The sequence below is a fragment of the Halocynthiibacter namhaensis genome (assembly GCF_000812685.1).
GTDB classification, from domain to species: Bacteria; Pseudomonadota; Alphaproteobacteria; order Rhodobacterales; family Rhodobacteraceae; genus Halocynthiibacter; species Halocynthiibacter namhaensis.
In genome coordinates this window covers 1-16,551 of the sequence record NZ_JWIF01000050.1, presented here as the reverse complement: position 1 = coordinate 16,551, position 16,551 = coordinate 1, and the positions used below count along the sequence as shown (strand labels likewise).

The window sequence follows — 16,551 nt, the reverse complement described above, 5'->3', positions numbered from 1 at the left end:
TCCTTGACCTGTATTCTCGCCGCGTCATCGGATGGGCTATCAGTAACCGCATGAAGAAGGATCTGGCAATCCGGGCGTTAGATATGGCCGTTGCTTTGCGCCAACCACCGGAGGATTGCATTCACCATACGGATCGTGGTTCACAATATTGCTCAAATGAGTATCAGAAGCGCTTGTCCAAGCACGGCTTCAAGGTCTCGATGAGCGGCAAGGGAAATTGTTATGATAATTCTATGGTCGAGACGTTCTTCAAATCCATTAAGGCTGAGCTGATTTGGCGCAACCGTTGGGACACACGCCGTCAGGCTGAAGGCGCGATCTTCCAGTATATCAACGGGTTCTATAACCCGCGCCGTCGCCACTCATCGCTTGGCGGGAAAAGTCCCTTGGCTTTTGAGCGAAAGGCCGCATAAATGAGTTCAGAGACCGGAACGTAAGCGGGACAAGACCATTTCAGCGGTTAGCTCTCCTCAAACTGCTTCCGCAATTCAAATTTCTGGATCTTACCGGTTGATGTTTTGGGCAGTTCTCCGAACTCAAAGGCTTTGGGGCATTTGAAGCCAGCCAGACGGTCACGGGTGAAGCTGCGGAGTTCATCGGGGGTGACGGATGCGCCTTCTTTCAGCTCGATGAAGGCGCAGGGGACTTCGCCCCAGGTCTCGTCCGGTTTGGCGACCACGGCACAGAGAAGTACGGCAGGGTGATGCATCAGCGCGCCTTCGACCTCAACGGATGAGATATTCTCGCCGCCGGAAATGATGATGTCTTTGGCGCGGTCTGTGATGCGGATATAGCCGTCGTCATGTTGGATGGCTACGTCTTCGGAATGGAAATACCCGCCAGCGAAGGCCTTGGCGCTGGCTTCGGGGTTTTTCAGATAACCCTTCATGACGGAATTGCCGCGGATCATGATCTCGCCCACGGTTTCCCCATCCCAAGGCACTTGTTCCATTGTGTCGGGGTTCAGCACGGTGATGTCTTCCATATGTGGCATCAAGATACCCGTGCGGGCTTTGATGTCGGCACGATCCGTGCCCTCAAGATCAGACCAACGCGTGTCATCCCACAGGCATTCCGTGACGTGGCCATAGGTTTCGGTCAGCCCGTACACCTGCGTGACATTGAACCCCAAAGGCTCAATGGCCTGTAGAACAGCGGCAGGGGGCGGGGCACCGGCGGTGAAAACCTCAACCACGTGATTAAAGTCGCGCCGCGCGCTTTCGGGGGCATGGATGAGCATGTTTAAAACGATGGGCGCACCGCCGAAATGGGTCACGCCTTCATCCGCAATCGCGTCAAAGATCGCGTTTGCAGTGATGTCACGACAACAAACCACCGTGCCGCCAAGGGCCGGCATCATCCAGGTGTGGTTCCAACCGTTACAGTGGAACAGCGGCACAATCGTGAGATAACGCGGGTGCATGGTCATGCCCCAAGAAATTGGCGTGCCCATGGTTTTCAGATAGGCACCCCGGTGGTGACAGACCACACCTTTGGGCCGCCCAGTGGTGCCAGACGTATAGTTCAGCGAAATACTTTCCCATTCATCCTGTGGCATGACCCAAGCGAAATCAGGCGCGCACTTGGCAATGAAATCCTCATATTCCACGTGACGCCCGCTGGCCTGAAAACCCGCTTGGGGATCGGTGACTTCGATGATTATGGGGGCCGGGCCGGACATTTCCGCAATGGCCGTTTCCGCAAGTGTCAGGAATTGGCTGTCGACCAGCAGGGCTTTGGCCTCGCCGTGATCAAAAATATAGCTGATGGTGTCTACTTCAAGGCGGGTGTTGATGGTGTTCAAAACCGCGCCGCAGGCGGGCACACCGAAGTGGGCTTCGGCTTGGGCGGGGATGTTGGGCAGTAAACTGGCAACGACGTCGCCTGATTTGATACCCGCCGCCACAAGCGCTGCGGCAAGTTGACTGGCGCGGGCGTGATAGTCACGGTAGCTGCGGCGAATACTGCCATAGACCAGGGCCTCGCGATTTGGGAACACCGCTTTTGCACGGGCGAGATGCGAAAGGGGCGTCAAAGGCACAAAATTTGCCGCGTTGCGCTCCAACCCAGTTTCATCATTCATCCAACCCATGATCATCCCCCTTTATGAGCCGCCTGTCGGGCGTGGCTCTAGATATTTTGTAACTGGTAGTATTGACGACGACGCATTGTTTTGGGAAGCCTGTTTGCGACTGGTAAACCATAAATTTAGACACCCAGTCTGACCAAACCCGTTCTCATCCATAGGATCTTGCTATGACGTCGAATATCGCTGCCTCACGCCCGTTGCTTGCCGCTGGCTGCATTACATTGGGCATGGCCTCGGTCGCATTTGTTGATCAGTTCATTTCGATCCTGAAATCTGAAGCCAGCGTTTGGCAATTTCTGTTCCTGCGTGGATTGATGATGCTGGCCATGTTGATTGCGTTCGCTTGGATGCGAAACCTATCGCTGCGGTCACAAAACGTGGGGGCAGTGCTTTTTCGGTCGATCACGATGTCTTTGGGACTTGTCGTGTATTTCGGGGCATTGGGCTTTGTGAGCGTCGCAACGGCTGCTGCGGGGCTGTTTACCTCCCCCATTTTTGTTCTGCTGATCTCTGCTTTGTTTCTTGGGCAAAAGGTGGGTGTTTGGCGGGTCGGCGCTGTGGCGTTGGGTTTTTTCGGTGTGGTTTTCGCTTTGACACCTGGCAGCGAAGTTCTCTTCTATAATCCTGTCGAGGCATGGCAGGCTTTCGCGGCACCTTCGGACGGTGGGGCAGGGTGGGTACGATATGTGCCAGCTATTGGCGGATTATTCTATGGCACAGCTGTTGTGGCCACGCGACAGTGGTGTGCAAAAGAAAGTACGATGGCGTTGTTATTTGGATATTTCGGAACGCTTAGCGTTATTGGCGGCTTGGCGGTCGGTGTATTGACTGTATTCCCAGATGTGCTGGCGCTTGATCCGTATCTGTCGGGGGGATGGCGCACGCCAACGCAAACCTTCTGGATTTGGACATTGGTACAGGCCGTGGGGTCGGCAATGGGGATCGTGTTCCTGACACTGGGTTATCAGAACGGCGAGGCATCTTATGTCGCAGTTTTCGAATACACAGCTTTGGTCTTTTCCGCATTCTTCAGTTGGCTGATATTTCGCGAGGTTCCAACGGCGGGGGTAATGATTGGCCTCGTGTTGATTACCGTGGCCGGTGTGATCATTGCGATGCGATCCCGTCAAACTGAGGTGGGTTAACCCGAAACGAATCAAACCTGGTGCGCTGTTAATCTTTTGGCTTGGTATCTTAAAAGTGGTTAAGTTTCATTAACTTAGATTGGTTGTGGTTTCCGCACTGTTAACACTTGTTAACGGCTATCAACAATGCGGCCTGCTGTTCTTAGATTGTTGTCTAATTGCGGTCATTGGCACATTAACGCCGTAATCCACACCTGATTTCGCCTTTTTTCGGGGGCCAACATTGGTCGTCGCCGCAATTCTGCCGCGTTCAGATTAATGGAAGTTATCAAAGGAACAGGACGATGTTTACACGCAATCAAACCGCATTTGCCGAATATGAACGGGTTATTCTTTCGCAAGAGACGACAAACTCTGAGGCCTTTACCAAGACAGGCATGACTGCCGGCACATTGCTTGAGACCCCGCACGGGTGGTATCCGGTGGAACAGCTTAATGTTGGGGATAGAATTGCGACGTTGGATGGCGACATGGCGCGTGTCATTGCGACGCGTCATGATTTTGCCGAACCCGTGTCAATGGGCACCCCATCTGATGGTTTTATTCATGTGCCTGGTGGTGCGCTTGAGAATTGTAGCGATTTGTTATTGCCGGTGGAACAGCTTGTTCAGATCGAGAGTCCCGAGGCTGAGAAACTTCTCGGTGAGCCATCCGTTTTGGTACCGGCGCAGGCATTTGAAGGATACCGTGGGATCTCTCGCCAATTTCCAAAACAGCGTGTGGAGGTGATCAATATACAGTTCGAAGACGAGGAGATTGTCTTCGCCAACAGTGGTGTGCGAATTTATTGCGGATCTGGAATGGAAAGTGACTATTTTAGTCGTTTGGATGCAAAGCAGTCGCGCGCATTGTTGCAATTGATGAACAGTGAACTTGGTTTTCTCAGTCCGATTGCAGAAGCGCGCTTTGCGGCGTGAACCCTATCAACGGAAAAGGCCGGGGATAAACCCCGGCCCCGATGGAATAACCGCTGGTAACAGGGCGGAAATGTAAAGATTGGGCCCCGCCTGTCGCAGGGCCCGCTTCTTTCTTAGGATGCATTTCCAAAGCGGTCGTAAAACCCTTCGCCTTTTGCGGCGAGATCACGCAGCAGGGCAGGGGCTTTGAAGCGCGCACCATGGGTTGCTTCCAAAGCGTCACAGATTTCAACCGCTTTGTCGGCACCAATGATGTCGATCCAAGACAGCGGACCACCAGACCAAGGGGCAAAACCCCAGCCAAGGATCGCCGCCACATCGCCTTCGCGAATGTCCATGAGAACGCCTTCTTCGAGCGCCCGTACAGCTTCCAAGGTCTGCGCCATCATCAGACGGTTTTGGACGTCATCTAGATCGCGTTTGGATTGATCGACCGGGTATTCATCGGCGAGACCTTTCCAATATCCAAGGCGTTTTCCCTTTTCATCGTAGGAATAGAAACCGGCTTTGGCCTTGCGCCCCAGACGACCCAATTCTTCCATCCGAAAAATCACACTGTCGACGGCACCATCCGGGTAATCATCCCCCATCGCGGCCCGTGTGGCGCGGGCGATTTTCGCGCCCAAATCAATCGAAGTTTCATCCACCAATTGCAGGGGCCCAACCGGGAAGCCCAGCATCAAAGCGGCGTTATCGACCAGCGCGGGCGTGACACCCTCAGCAACCATGCGGATGCCTTCATTGATGTATGGGATGATGCAGCGGTTTGCATAGAAGAAGCGCGCGTCATTGACCACAATGGGGGTTTTCTTGATTTGACGGGCAAAGTCCAACGCCTTTGCAACTGCACGATCACCGGTTTTGGCGCCCTTGATGATCTCCACCAGCATCATCTTCTCAACAGGTGAGAAGAAATGGATGCCGATGAACTGTTCAGGGCGGCTCGAGGCCTTGGCCAGATCTGAGATCGGCAGGGTGGATGTGTTGGACGCAAAGATGCAATCCGCGTCCACGACGGCTTCGACCCGTTTAGTGATCTCGGCCTTGACAGACATATCTTCAAACACGGCCTCAACGATCAAATCACAGCCCTTAAGCGCGTTGACATCATCGGTCGCGGTGATGCGTGAAAGCAGGGCTTCTTTGGTTTCGGGCGTGGCTTTTTTACGCGCGATGCCTTTGTCCATATAGGTCTCAGAATAGGCTTTGCCCTTGTTGGCGGCGTCTTGATTTTGATCAAGTAAAACCACCTCAATGCCCGCGCGCGCCGACACAAGTGCTATGCCCGCGCCCATCATGCCCGCGCCCAAAACGCCAACTTTGCTGACCTTCTGATCTGGCACGTCTTTCGGACGCACAGCGCCTTTTTCCAAGGCTTCTTTGTTGATGAACAGGCTGCGGATCATGGCAGAGCTGGACGGGTTCATCAGAACCTTGGTGAACCAGCGCGCCTCAATCCGGATGGCGGTGTCAAAGTCGACTTGCGCCCCCTCATAGACCGCGCTGAGCAGGGCTTTTGCCGCAGGGAACGCGCCTTTTGTCTTGCCGTTGATCATCGCATTTGCGCCAACGAAGGTCATGAAGCCCGCTGGGTGGTACGGCGCGCCGCCAGGCATTTTATAGCCCTTTTCATCCCATGGTTTGACGAATTTAGGTGCGGATAAAATCCATGCTTTGGCTGCACTCAGCAACTCGTTTGCCGGGACGACCTCATCGACCACGCCTGCCATTTTGGCTTTCTTAGGGTCGTTCAATTTGCCTTCCAACAACAAGGGGGCCGCCGCCATTGCGCCCATTTTGCGGACCAGGCGCGTGGTGCCGCCAGCCCCTGGAAAGATCCCAACCATAATCTCTGGTAAGCCAATTTTGGCCTTTGGATTGTCAGCGGCAAAGATGCGGTGACAGGCCAGCGGGATCTCAAGGCCGATCCCCAAAGCGGTGCCCGGCAGGGCGGCTGCGATCGGTTTGCCGCCTTTATTTTTATCATCCATGCCGCCGCGTTCAATGTGGCGCAGCATGCGGTGCATATCCATGACACCGTCAAAAAGACCTTGGGCGGGGTTATCGCCCGCGCTTTCTTTCATCTTGGCGATGATGTTTAAATCCATCCCGCCCGCAAAACTACCTGGCTTGCCAGAGGTGATCACGATGCCTTTTACAGCATCATCTTTCAGGGCCATGTCCACGAAATTATGCAGATCAAGAAAACCCTGTTGGTTCATCACATTCATGGATTTCCCCTGGGTGTCCCAGGTGATCACAGCAACGCCATCAGCGTCAGTCTTCATAGTGAAATCAGTCATGTCTCTAACTCCCTGATCCGCTTAAACGCGTTCAATAATGGTTGCTGCACCCATGCCGGATGCGATGCAGAGGGTGGCGAGGCCAGTCTCAAGATCGCGGCGTTCCAGCTCATCCAGCAACGTCCCGATGATGATCGCACCTGTCGCGCCCAAGGGGTGGCCCATCGCGATGGAGCCGCCGTTGACGTTGACTTTTGCTGGATCCACGTTGAACGCCTGTTGGAAGCGCAGAACGACGGATGCAAAGGCTTCATTCACCTCAAACAGATCAATATCACTGATGGACATGCCGTGATCCGCAAGGATCTTTTCGGTCACAGGCACGGGGCCGGTCAGCATGATTGTGGGATCGGTGCCGATTTTGGCGGTGGCACGGATGCGTGCGCGGGGTTTTAGGCCGTGGGCGATGCCAAATTCCTTATTGCCGATCAGAACCGCGGCGGAACCATCGACGATGCCAGAAGAATTGCCCGCGTGGTGAATGTGATTGATCGCTTCAAGATGTGGGAATTTCAGCTTGGCGATATTGTCGAAACCAGGCATGGCCTCGCCCATATCTTTAAAGCTGGCCTTCAGCGCACCAAGGCTTTGCATATCGGTCGTGGGGCGCATGAATTCGTCGTGATCCAGGATCAAAAGCCCGTTCTGGTCCCGCACCGCAACCACGGAATTGGCGAAACGATTGTCATCCCAAGCGGCTTTTGCCCGACGTTGGCTTTCGACGGCCAATGCATCCGCATCTTCGCGCGAAAACCCGTATTCGGTCGCGATCAGGTCGGCAGATATGCCTTGCGGCACGAAATATGTGCCCATGGCGAGGGTCGGATCAACGGCGATTGCCGCTCCATCAGATCCCATGGGAACACGGCCCATCATCTCGACGCCGCCCGCGATATAGGCCTGGCCCGCGCCGCCTTTGATCTGGTTTGCAGCAAGGTTCACGGCCTCCATGCCTGATGCACAGAACCGGTTGATCGCAAGGCCGGGAATAGATTGATCAAGGTTCGACGCCAGCACAGCAGAACGCGCCAAACAGCCGCCCTGTTCCTTGACCTGGGTGACATTGCCCCAGATCACATCTTCCACGGCGTGGCCTTCCAGACCATTGCGGTCCTTCACGGCGTTCAGCATTTGGGCCGACAGGCTGACGGCGGTGACTTCTTGCAGGGCGCCATCTTTGCGGCCTTTGCCACGAGGGCTGCGCAATGCGTCATAAATATAGGCTTCGGTCATTGTAGTGTCCTTTCTTTATGCGCGATCGGCGGGGGAGCCGGGCATGAGATCATAGGGGTGTTTATAGCCGGGAAGGGCCTCAATACGGGAAAGCCAAGCATCGATATGGGGCCAGGCGCTGCGGTCAAATCCGAAGGGTTCCGGGTAGAACAAATAGCCGCAACATGAAAAATCGGCATTGGTTGGGCCATTGCCAACAAGCCAGTCACGGTCTTCCAAGGCGGTGTTCAGAGTCTTATAGGCGTTCTTCAGGCGGCCTTGAGAAAAGGCGATGACTTCCTGTGGGCGCTTGTCCTCGGGTAGGAAGTTCATCAAGAAACGGGTCATGCCAGCTTGGGACGAAAGTTTGTGGTTATCCCACAGAACCCAACGCAAGACCTCACGTCTTTCATCAGGGGTTTCGCCTGCAAACTTGTCGGATTTTTCAGAGATATAGGCCTGAATCGCACCGGATTGCGTGAGGGTTAAGTCCCCATCCACAAGCGCTGGAACTTCGCCCATGACATTGATTTCCTGGAATTCTTCGGTGCGGGAGCCGCCATTAAAAAAGTCGACATAGACGGCTTCCCAGTTGAGGCCAGACAATTCCAACGGGAGGGCGGCTTTATAAGCGTTGCCACTTTCGCCGAAGCAGTAAAGTTTGATGGTCATGCGCATTCTCCCGAAGTTGCGTCAATTGGGAAGGCCGGATTTGAGTATTTGGAGCAAGATGAAAGGCGCGCGTTACCGAATATTAACCAGAATCGCGCGAGGCTGGCTTTACGGTACAGGCTGGAGAGCCGATGACCGTGCAAGGTGAAGCCCCGCCATCGGGCCCGGCCTGACTTGATATCAGGTGTCTGCGTGTGGTGGCGGGGTGATGCTTTTTCATCTTGCGATAAATACTCCCGCCGGAGGCATTGGGCCCCATCAACAGGCGGAAGTATTTGCATGTTTCGCATCAGGGGTTCCTCAAAAAGCATCCGGAGCCAGATCCATCACTGGGTCTGCGCCAGTTTCGATGCGCGCGAGGTGCATCTTCGTGGCGGGCAGTTGGCGCGCCATGTAGTAGCGACCAGTTTTGATTTTATTCTCATAGAATTCGGTATCCGACGCGCCGTTTTCAAGGGCATCCATCGCCGCCTTACCCATTTGTGACCAGATGAGACCCAGGCAAACATGCCCAAAGAGATGCATGAAGTCGGTCGAACCGGCCAGCGCGTGGTTGGGATTTTTCATACCGTTTTGCATGAAATACATTGCGGCCGTTTGCAGGTCTTTTGATGCCGCTTTCAGAGGTTCAAGGAAGCCATCGTTCAGGGCCCCATTGTCAGCATTTTCCTTAATAAAGCTTTTCACCATATCAAAGAACGCCATCACATGTTTGCCGCCGTCTTGGGCCAGTTTGCGACCAACAAGATCAAGGGCTTGCACGCCGTTTGCACCTTCGTAAATCTGGGTGATACGGGCATCTCGGGTGAATTGGCTCATGCCGTGTTCTTCGATATAGCCGTGACCACCATACACCTGTTGTGCCGCAACACACATGTTAAAGCCTTGATCTGTAAGGAAACCTTTGACCACAGGGGTGAGGAGGGAAATTAGTCCATCCGCGTCTTTGTCTTCGGCCCGGTGTGCGCGGTCGATCATGGATGCGCCCCACATGGTAAAGGCGCGGGCACCTTCAGAAAAGCTGCGTTGATCCATCAGCGTGCGGCGGATATCAGGGTGTACGATCAGCGGGTCCGCAGGACCATCTGGGTTTTTTGTGCCCGTCACGTCGCGCCCCTGCAGGCGGTCATGGGCATAGGCAACGGCGTTTTGATAGGCGATTTCGGCTTGGGCATAGCCTTGCAGACCAACCCCCATACGCGCTTCGTTCATCATGGTGAACATGGCGCGCATGCCTTTGTGTTCTTCACCAAGCAGCCAGCCAGTGGCCTCGTCATAGTTCATCACACAGGTCGAGTTTCCATGGATGCCCATCTTTTTCTCGATGTTGCCAACGGACACGCCATTGCGGGTGCCCGGGGTTCCGTCTTCATTCACGATGAATTTTGGCACGATGAATAGGGAAACGCCTTTGATGCCATCAGGGCCGCCGGGAATTTTCGCAAGCACAAGGTGGATGATATTGTCGGACATCTCGTGTTCGCCAGCAGAGATAAAGATCTTCTGGCCTGAGATTTTATAACTGCCGTCGCCTTGGGGATCAGCTTTGGTGCGCATGAGGCCAAGATCCGTGCCACAATGGGGTTCGGTCAAGTTCATGGTCCCGGTCCATTCGCAGGTCACCATTTTGGGCAGGTATTTTGCCTTTTGTTCGTCCGAGCCATGGGCGTGGATCGCTGAATATGCACCATGGGTCAGGCCAGAATACATATTAAACGCCATATTCGCAGCTGAGAACATCTCGCCCACTGCTGTGTTCAACACATATGGCATGCCTTGACCGCCGTATTCTGGGTCACAATCCAATGCGGTCCAACCACCTTCACGCACTTGATCGAAGGCCGCCTTAAACCCTGTAGGTGTACGCACAATGCCGTTTTCCAAAGTGCAACCTTCTTGATCACCAACGGCGTTCAACGGGTGCAGACTTCGGATGCAATCTTGCCGGCTTCTTCTAGCACGGCAGAGGTGAAGTCAGCTTCCAGTTCATCATAGCCAGGGATGTCAGATTTTGAGACCTCAAGCAGTTCGTGCAGGACGAATTGCATGTCTTTAACGGGGGCAGTGTAGGTGGTCATGGCGGGGTCTCCTGTCAGGATGTTTTCATTGCGGCGAGTTGCTTTTCGCCCCAAGCCAGTTGATCGCGCAGATCATCAATGGCTTGATTTAATTCGTCGCGCTGGGAAATCATTGCGTCCAGACGCACATGGCCGACCTCAATGGTTTTGGTCAGCTGTGTTTCTTGTTGGTCACCTATGTTGTACAGATCGAGCAACTGCCGGATTTCCTCAAGCGAAAAGCCAAAGCGTTTCCCGCGCAGGATCAATTTCAACCGTGCGCCATCCCGCCGGGTGAACAAGCGTTTTTGGCCGTCACGGATTGGGAATAGCAATTCTTTCGCCTCATAGAAGCGCAATGTTCGCGGTGTCACGTCAAAGGCGTCACACATCTCGCGAATGGAACGGCAATCTTCGGGTGTGTCGATTTCGGTCAGCTCGGTCACGGGGGCTCCTATTTCCGGGCACGTCAGGTTGTAGCCGGACGTGCATGGGCGTTGGAGATAAGATAGCCGCAAGTTGACGTTCACGTAAACGAAACGTAACGTCAAAATTGTGCGAAAGATCGTGAATAAGTGTTCAACGGCTTAAAGATACATCGTTAAATGCAGGCTATATCTTTGAATATTAAGAGCTTATCGGCAGAAGTTTAAGGTTTCTTGTCCGCATCCCCAAGCGTTTCACGATGGAGATCTTCAAGTTCCTGAATGGTCGCATCCAGCTCGACGCGCTGCTGGCGCAGGGCCAAAAGCTGTCGATCCGCCATTGCACGCCACTCATTGCGTTGCGCTTCAGTGCCTTCTGTTTCGTAAAGTTCCAACCATTGGCGCATTTCTTCTAACGAGAACCCGAATCGCCGACCCCGTAAAATCAACACCATTCGGGCGATTTCTGTGGGGCCGTAAAAGCGGCTGCGACCTTCCTTTTCCGGCTGCAGCAATTCGATGTATTCGTAGTAACGCAAGGTGCGTGGCGTCACTTCAAACCGCGCGCACATTTCTTTGAAGGTCAGGCGGATTGTTGTGTCGTCAGTCGTCATAAACTCGTCGCATATTTGGATATTGTTCACGTTGCAGACTATGGTTTTTGACCATGAAGTCAATTCGACACAGATGGTTATCCTAGAAAACACGCAACGGAGTTCATGAATTATCTTGCACTGCTTTGGCGCGCGTCGGTAGATATCACCAAGCGCATAATGCAGGATCGCAAGATGAATGAAGAAAAAACCCGCCTAACGCGTCAGTTCATGGAAGCCCTTCCGCATGGTAAAGCACTTGATATGCAAGTTGCCGGTGTTGGCGATGGCTGGGCCGAATTGACGATGAATTACGATGAACGTTTCATTGGAGATCCCGATACGGGCGTTATTCATGGTGGGGCGATTTCTGCACTGATGGACACTTGTTGTGGTGCCGCCGTGATGAGTCACCCGCAACTTGCGACGATCACCGCGACGATTGATCTTCGTATCGATTATATGCGGTCTGCCACGCCACATCAGCGTATTCTATGTCGTGCCGAATGTTACCACGTGACCCGTTCCGTGGCTTTCGTACGTGCAACTGCCTATGATGAAGATATGGAAAATCCCGTCGCGACGGCGACGGCCGCATTTACGGCATCGGCCAATGATCCACGTGATCCAGAGCGTCTGAAGACTGTCGGCGATACGGTGAAAGGGACCGTGATATGACCCGTCAGCCTGAACCTGTTCAAGTTATCAAGCAACGTCGTGATGGTGCCTTAAAGGCGCTGGTTGGGCGCATCCCATACGCGGGCTTTCTGGGCATTCACTTTGATCGCCGTGGGGACGAGTTGACGGGTATTATGCCGTTTAAGGACGACCTGGTTGGAAATCCGGTTTTACCTGCCCTGCATGGGGGCGCGATTGCTGCCTTTCTTGAAGTTACGGCGATTACGGAACTTAGCTGGTCCATGCTTTGGGCTGATATTGAACATGGTGAAGTTGACCCAGACGATTTCCCCCGCCTGCCCAAAACCATTGATTTCACCGTAGATTACCTGCGCTCTGGCCTGCCACGCGATGCCTATGCCCGCGCGCGGGTTAATCGGTCTGGCCGTCGTTATGCCTCGGTGCATGTTGAAGCTTGGCAAGACAATCGCAGCAAGCTGTTTGCCCAAGCAACAGGGCATTTCCTTATGCCATCGAAAGACAACTAGGTGAACACCGCCAGCGCACCGCAGGCTGAAATCACGCATAAACGCATTCTTGCCATTGCAGGTCCTATTGTGCTGTCCAACGCAACGGTGCCGATTTTGGGCTTGGTTGATACAGGTGTTGTGGGCCAGATGGGGCTTGCGGCCCCAATTGGGGCTGTGGGCATTGGCGCGGTCATTCTTTCCGCGATCTATTGGATCTTTGGTTTCCTGCGCATGGGGACGACCGGGCTGGCGGCACAAGCCCGTGGGGCAGGGGATCTGAAAGAAGGCGGCGCACTTTTGATGCGCGGCCTGATGATCGGGGGCGCGGCGGGACTTGTTTTCATTTTGACACAGTGGTTCCTTTTTGCCGGGGCGTTTTACTGGTCTCCAGCCTCGGATGAGGTCGAGACCCTTGCCCGACAATACATGACCATACGCATCTGGGGTGCGCCGGCGACAATTGCGCTTTTTGCGATCACGGGCTGGTTGATTGCGATGGAAAAAACCAAAGGCGTGCTGATCCTTCAGCTTTGGATGAACAGTCTAAACATCGGTCTGGATCTGTTGTTCGTATTGGAATTGGGCTGGGGCGTGGAAGGGGTGGCGATTGCCACTTTGATCGCCGAATGGACGGGCTTATTGCTTGGGCTATATCTATGTCGCAGTGCGTTTTCCGGCAACCAATGGCGCGACTGGCCCCGCATTTTTGACCGCGTTCGCCTGAAGAATATGATGTTGGTGAATGCAGACATTATGGTGCGTTCCGTGTTGCTGACGTTCTCATTCGTTTCGTTCTTGATGCTCGGGTCGAATTTTGGGGATGTGACCTTAGCCGCCAATCAAGTGTTACTGCAATTTGTTGAAATCACCGCCTATGCCCTTGATGGTTTTGCCTTTTCTGCCGAGGCTTTGGTCGGTTCTGCCGTGGGGGCAGGCAATCGCCGGGATCTGCGTAGGGCTTCGGTGATGTCCTCGCAATGGGGGCTGATCGGGTCTGTTGTGTTGGCCGCAGTGTTCTGGTTTGCAGGGCCCATGATCATTGATGTAATGGCAACATCGCATGAGGTCCAGGCGGCTGGGCGCGAATATTTACTTTGGGTGGCCGCGCTGCCGGTGATCAGCGTTGCATCCTATATGTTTGATGGGATTTTTATTGGCGCGATCTGGACGCGCGAGATGCGCAACGCGATGTTGGTGTCGGTTGCAGTTTATATCGTGGCGCTGGCGTCACTGATGCCATTGATGGGCAATCACGGGCTTTGGATGGCACTGGTGGTGTTGAATGTAGCGCGTGGCGTGACACTTGGCTGGTATTACCCGCGCCTTGAAGCACGGGTTGGGCCCGCTTAGAGAATTTCCAGCACGCTTTCAGGGGGACGGCCGATGCGGGCCTCATCGCCCATGCGCACGATTGGGCGCTCAATTAGGGCAGGGTTTGCGACCATTGCATTCGTCAACGCCGTGTCCGTCGTGTCGATGCTTAGCCCAAGATCCTTGAACAAAGCATCCTTGCTGCGCATGATGTCGATGGGCGACTTTTTGAGGGCACTCAGAACAGCTTCCAACGTGGCTTCGTCGGGACCGTCTTGCAGGTAAAGACGGATCAGAGGGCTGAATCCGCGTGCCTCAAGCAAGGCAAGCGTCTGGCGAGATTTTGAACAACGAGGGTTGTGCCAAATCTCTGGCTGGGCGGTTACAGCCATTTTTCGATATCCGATCCGACGGCCTCAGAGATATTGGAAAATCCGTTATACCCCAAGATTTGGTCCAAGCCGCAGCGGATATCCTTCACAAGGGACAGCCCATTGTAAACAAGGCCAGAATACAGCTGAACAGCAGATGCACCGGCTTGAATTTTGGCAAAGGCATCTTCAGCGGATGACACCCCGCCCACACCCATCAAAGGGATCGCGCCGCCGGTTTCATGGGCAATGCGTGCCAGAACTCGTGTCGATTTTTCAAACAGGGGCACACCAGATAGACCACCGGCTTGGGACTTGTGCCGTCCGTGCAGGCCGTCACGATCAAGGGTGGTATTGGTTGCGATGATCGCATCAACACCTGTATCGAAGGCAACCGCGACGATGTCGGCGATCTCTGCATCCGACAGGTCCGGCGCAATCTTGAGAAAGATCGGGATGCGTTTGCTAAGGGTGTCTCGGGTTTCAAGAACACCATTCAGAAGCGCGCTTAGGGCCTCAGCCCCCTGTAGATCGCGCAGCTTTTCGGTATTGGGGGATGACACATTCACCGTTGCAAAGTCGATATCCGCACCGCAATGTGCCAAGACACGTGCGAAATCACCTGCGCGGTCGTCGCTGTCTTTGTTGGCGCCCAGGTTCAACCCGACAATGCCCTTGCGGCGGCCGGTTTCGACATGGACTTGGCGGTCAGCAAGACGGGCACCAATCACAGACATGCCTTGGTTGTTGAAGCCAAATCGGTTGATCACGCCTTGATCATAAGGCAGGCGGAACAGGCGCGGTTTAGGGTTGCCTTCTTGCGGGCGCGGGGTGGCTGCACCAACCTCAATGAAGCCAAAGCCGACGTTTAGCAGTGGGGCAATGACCTCAGCGTTTTTGTCAAATCCCGCCGCAAGGCCCAGAGGATTTGAAAGCTTGAGACCCGCAAATTCACATTTCAACCGCGGCATATCAGGAAGACGGCCGGGCAGGGGGGCGATGCCCGATTTTAACGCCTTGATTGCAAGCCCATGGGCACGTTCAGGATCAATCTGGCGCATCATCATCAGGCCAGCACGTTCAACGAATTTCATTCCATACCCTCTGGGAAAACATGTGTTCCATCTTGAAGCGGTAAATCCCGAGTCCAAACTAGCCCATCAAGTGTCAAGCTTCGGTAAAGATGTGGGAATAACGCGTCACCGCGCGAGATTTCCCATTTCAAATCGGCCCCAAAAGCTGCGGGATCAAAGGCCAAAAGCTTAAGGCCGTCAACGCCTGCGAAATGCTTCGCTGCGGTTTCGGCAGCCTGTATAGCCGTCGAGAAATGGATGTATCCGTCGGCCACATCAATGGGCGCACCGGCGCTTTCGGTTGCGGATTCGAGTTCTGCCCATTCAGGCGCGCGTAGAATTTTGTAGATATACATGGGTATTCAAATGCCCGCCAGATTTCGCGAGGTCAAGGGGGCTGTTTGGATTTGGGGAAACTGCGGTATTATACGGCGATCATGGGGGCGTTGGATGGTGACGTGTCTGTTCGAAACCGGCAAAGTAATGTACGAGAGAGGAAGAGTGAGAGGCGCTAAGTTCTACAATGCGGACTTTCCTGACCTTCATTTTTTATGCTTAAATGACCTGTGTGGATAGCCGCTGCAAAGCAAGACATATTTGAAGCTGATTTTAGCACTGGTCAGAAGCAGACGTGTGTCCGGCCTGTTTGCGCGGCGCACGCGGCCGCTGGCCCTGATGGTTTCCGCAAACCAAGTCCCAAACCGCTTCTCGGACAATAAGATGTCCCGGACATTCGACGGGGTGTCTCGGCTGACGGGCTGACTGTGCTCCATCATTTCAATGGTCTTGCTGTCTCGTGTGTTCTGTTTTCCCTTCAGTTATGCAGTATGAACCGCCCCGGTTTTACCGGAGAGTAAAACACTCCAAAGGTGAGCCCTATGACAAAGAAGAAACATACCCCCGCCTATCCGACTGAGCTGCGTGAACGTGGCGTTCGGCTTTTTCGAGAAAACCGTGTCAATTATTCCAGCGATTCAGCCGCACACAAAGCGATCGCGCCCAAGCTTGGCTGTTCCCCTGACAGCCTGCGTATCTGGTGCCAACAAGCGGAACGTGATGAGGGTCAGCGCGCAGGCCTGACAACCGAAGAAAGGGACCGCATCAAAGAATTGGAACGAGAGAACAAGGAACTTCGCCAGGCCAATGAGATCCTGAAGAAGGCGTCGGCATATTTTGCCCAGGCGGAGCTCGACCGCCCGTTCCGCAAATGATTTCCTTCATTGAGGATCATAGAG

Annotated in this window: 15 protein-coding genes, 2 pseudogenes and 1 other annotated feature; of the genes and pseudogenes, 7 read left to right on the top strand and 10 right to left on the bottom strand. The window is 54.1% G+C overall.

The features are described from left to right. Positions 1–413 (top strand): IS3 family transposase (locus RJ38_RS07380; protein ID WP_039018237.1); only part of this gene is annotated, 413 nt, incomplete at its 5' end. A 47-nt stretch (positions 414–460) separates the two neighbouring features. On the opposite strand, the gene RJ38_RS07375 is transcribed toward RJ38_RS07380, so the two are convergent. Next, positions 461–2,092: an AMP-binding protein gene (locus RJ38_RS07375; RefSeq protein WP_039018232.1), complete on the bottom strand. Its 1,632-nt coding sequence runs from the start codon at positions 2,090–2,092 to the stop codon at positions 461–463. A gap of 164 nt (positions 2,093–2,256) precedes the next feature. On the opposite strand from RJ38_RS07375, the gene RJ38_RS07370 reads away from it, so the two are divergent. Further along, complete coding sequence (locus RJ38_RS07370) at positions 2,257–3,234, top strand: DMT family transporter (protein WP_052245268.1); 978 nt, start codon at positions 2,257–2,259, stop codon at positions 3,232–3,234. A gap of 284 nt (positions 3,235–3,518) precedes the next feature. Further along, positions 3,519–4,151 (top strand): Hint domain-containing protein, encoded by a 633-nt coding sequence (locus RJ38_RS18080; RefSeq protein ID WP_052245267.1) that lies wholly within the window; start codon positions 3,519–3,521, stop codon positions 4,149–4,151. Between the two features lie 113 nt (positions 4,152–4,264). Here the strand turns inward: RJ38_RS18080 and RJ38_RS07360 are convergent, their stop codons facing one another. The 6 genes and pseudogenes from RJ38_RS07360 to RJ38_RS07335 form a co-directional block, all read right to left on the bottom strand. Then, positions 4,265–6,454, bottom strand: coding sequence for a 3-hydroxyacyl-CoA dehydrogenase NAD-binding domain-containing protein (locus tag RJ38_RS07360; RefSeq protein ID WP_039018231.1), 2,190 nt, complete (start codon positions 6,452–6,454; stop codon positions 4,265–4,267). Positions 6,455–6,475: 21 nt separating this feature from the next. Further along, complete coding sequence (locus RJ38_RS07355) at positions 6,476–7,687, bottom strand: acetyl-CoA C-acetyltransferase (RefSeq protein ID WP_039018230.1); 1,212 nt, start codon at positions 7,685–7,687, stop codon at positions 6,476–6,478. 15 nt (positions 7,688–7,702) lie between these two features. Continuing rightward, positions 7,703–8,338 (bottom strand): glutathione S-transferase family protein, encoded by a 636-nt coding sequence (locus RJ38_RS07350; RefSeq protein WP_039018229.1) that lies wholly within the window; start codon positions 8,336–8,338, stop codon positions 7,703–7,705. A 300-nt stretch (positions 8,339–8,638) separates the two neighbouring features. Beyond that, positions 8,639–10,416 (bottom strand): annotated as a pseudogene (locus RJ38_RS07345) (acyl-CoA dehydrogenase C-terminal domain-containing protein). A gap of 14 nt (positions 10,417–10,430) precedes the next feature. Beyond that, a complete protein-coding gene (locus tag RJ38_RS07340) occupies positions 10,431–10,787 on the bottom strand; it encodes a MerR family transcriptional regulator (RefSeq protein ID WP_039018234.1) in 357 nt (118 codons plus the stop codon). A gap of 257 nt (positions 10,788–11,044) precedes the next feature. Continuing rightward, entirely contained in the window at positions 11,045–11,434 is a 390-nt protein-coding gene (locus RJ38_RS07335) for a MerR family transcriptional regulator (RefSeq protein WP_039018228.1), read from the bottom strand. 174 nt (positions 11,435–11,608) lie between these two features. Here RJ38_RS07335 and RJ38_RS07330 point away from each other — a divergent pair, with 174 nt between their 5' ends. From RJ38_RS07330 to RJ38_RS07320, 3 genes are read left to right on the top strand one after another with little or no spacing between them, the layout of a single operon-like run. Beyond that, positions 11,609–12,091: a PaaI family thioesterase gene (locus RJ38_RS07330; protein WP_082005668.1), complete on the top strand. Its 483-nt coding sequence runs from the start codon at positions 11,609–11,611 to the stop codon at positions 12,089–12,091. After that, positions 12,088–12,579, top strand: coding sequence for a PaaI family thioesterase (locus RJ38_RS07325; protein ID WP_039018227.1), 492 nt, complete (start codon positions 12,088–12,090; stop codon positions 12,577–12,579). The genes RJ38_RS07330 and RJ38_RS07325 overlap by 4 nt, the downstream gene beginning before the upstream one ends. Next, entirely contained in the window at positions 12,580–13,911 is a 1,332-nt protein-coding gene (locus RJ38_RS07320) for an MATE family efflux transporter (RefSeq protein WP_039018226.1), read from the top strand. On the opposite strand, the gene arsC is transcribed toward RJ38_RS07320, so the two are convergent. The 3 genes from arsC to RJ38_RS07305 are packed head-to-tail and all read right to left on the bottom strand — an operon-like array spanning position 13,908 to position 15,672. After that, positions 13,908–14,264, bottom strand: a complete 357-nt coding sequence (gene arsC, locus RJ38_RS07315; protein WP_039018225.1) for an arsenate reductase (glutaredoxin) — start codon at positions 14,262–14,264, stop codon at positions 13,908–13,910. The two genes, RJ38_RS07320 and arsC, sit on opposite strands and share 4 nt — an antisense overlap. After that, a complete protein-coding gene (locus RJ38_RS07310) occupies positions 14,255–15,337 on the bottom strand; it encodes a quinone-dependent dihydroorotate dehydrogenase (protein WP_039018224.1) in 1,083 nt (360 codons plus the stop codon). Before RJ38_RS07310 ends, arsC begins: the two co-directional genes overlap by 10 nt. Further along, a complete protein-coding gene (locus RJ38_RS07305; RefSeq protein WP_039018223.1) occupies positions 15,334–15,672 on the bottom strand; it encodes a DUF952 domain-containing protein in 339 nt (112 codons plus the stop codon). Before RJ38_RS07305 ends, RJ38_RS07310 begins: the two co-directional genes overlap by 4 nt. 522 nt (positions 15,673–16,194) lie before the next feature. Between RJ38_RS07305 and RJ38_RS07295 the strand changes: the two are divergent. Next, positions 16,195–16,551, top strand: a pseudogene (locus tag RJ38_RS07295) (transposase); the annotation flags it as partial. Beyond that, positions 16,482–16,551: a sequence feature (AL1L pseudoknot), on the top strand. This feature is flagged as partial in the annotation. Its footprint overlaps the pseudogene before it by 70 nt.

Coding starts and splice junctions, on each gene's coding strand:
- RJ38_RS07375 (WP_039018232.1), bottom strand. CDS start 2,092: ATGGGTTGGATGAATGATGAAACTGGGTTGGAGCGCAACGCGGCAAAT.
- RJ38_RS07370 (WP_052245268.1), top strand. CDS start 2,257: ATGACGTCGAATATCGCTGCCTCACGCCCGTTGCTTGCCGCTGGCTGC.
- RJ38_RS18080 (WP_052245267.1), top strand. CDS start 3,519: ATGTTTACACGCAATCAAACCGCATTTGCCGAATATGAACGGGTTATT.
- RJ38_RS07360 (WP_039018231.1), bottom strand. CDS start 6,454: ATGACTGATTTCACTATGAAGACTGACGCTGATGGCGTTGCTGTGATC.
- RJ38_RS07355 (WP_039018230.1), bottom strand. CDS start 7,687: ATGACCGAAGCCTATATTTATGACGCATTGCGCAGCCCTCGTGGCAAA.
- RJ38_RS07350 (WP_039018229.1), bottom strand. CDS start 8,338: ATGACCATCAAACTTTACTGCTTCGGCGAAAGTGGCAACGCTTATAAA.
- RJ38_RS07340 (WP_039018234.1), bottom strand. CDS start 10,787: ATGTGTGACGCCTTTGACGTGACACCGCGAACATTGCGCTTCTATGAG.
- RJ38_RS07335 (WP_039018228.1), bottom strand. CDS start 11,434: ATGACGACTGACGACACAACAATCCGCCTGACCTTCAAAGAAATGTGC.
- RJ38_RS07330 (WP_082005668.1), top strand. CDS start 11,609: ATGAATGAAGAAAAAACCCGCCTAACGCGTCAGTTCATGGAAGCCCTT.
- RJ38_RS07325 (WP_039018227.1), top strand. CDS start 12,088: ATGACCCGTCAGCCTGAACCTGTTCAAGTTATCAAGCAACGTCGTGAT.
- arsC (WP_039018225.1), bottom strand. CDS start 14,264: ATGGCTGTAACCGCCCAGCCAGAGATTTGGCACAACCCTCGTTGTTCA.
- RJ38_RS07310 (WP_039018224.1), bottom strand. CDS start 15,337: ATGAAATTCGTTGAACGTGCTGGCCTGATGATGATGCGCCAGATTGAT.
- RJ38_RS07305 (WP_039018223.1), bottom strand. CDS start 15,672: ATGTATATCTACAAAATTCTACGCGCGCCTGAATGGGCAGAACTCGAA.